General features: G+C 66.0%; 1 protein-coding gene. It reads right to left on the minus strand.

Features of this window, described 5'->3' with window-relative positions; translation table 11 throughout:
- A partial coding sequence (locus Q664_RS49795; protein WP_043414123.1) for an AMP-binding protein occupies nt 1–350 on the minus strand: 350 nt, incomplete at both ends.

Genomic DNA, 350 nt, shown 5'->3' on the forward strand with positions numbered 1-350 from the left:
TGATGAACAGCACGTTGATGCGCGTGCGCTCCAGATGCTCGCCGAGCACCCTGGCATCGAGAGCGACTTCCTTGGGAACGCCGATCAGGCGGGCGCCATTGAGCAGAGCGCCCCACACCTCGAAGGTGGCCGCGTCGAAGGAGGCGTTGGAGGCCTGACCCATGCGGTCGGTCTCCTTCAGCTCGATGAAGTTGGTATTGCGCACCAGGCGCACGACGGCCTGGTGGGGAACGCACACGCCCTTGGGCTTGCCCGTGGAGCCCGAGGTGTAGATGACGTAGGCGGCCTGCATCGAGTCCACGGACAGCGAGAGCGGCTGCGTGGGCTGCTGTCCGAGGAGAGGCTGGTCC

It is taken from the genome of Archangium violaceum Cb vi76 (assembly GCF_000733295.1).
GTDB classification, from domain to species: Bacteria; Myxococcota; Myxococcia; order Myxococcales; family Myxococcaceae; genus Archangium; species Archangium violaceum.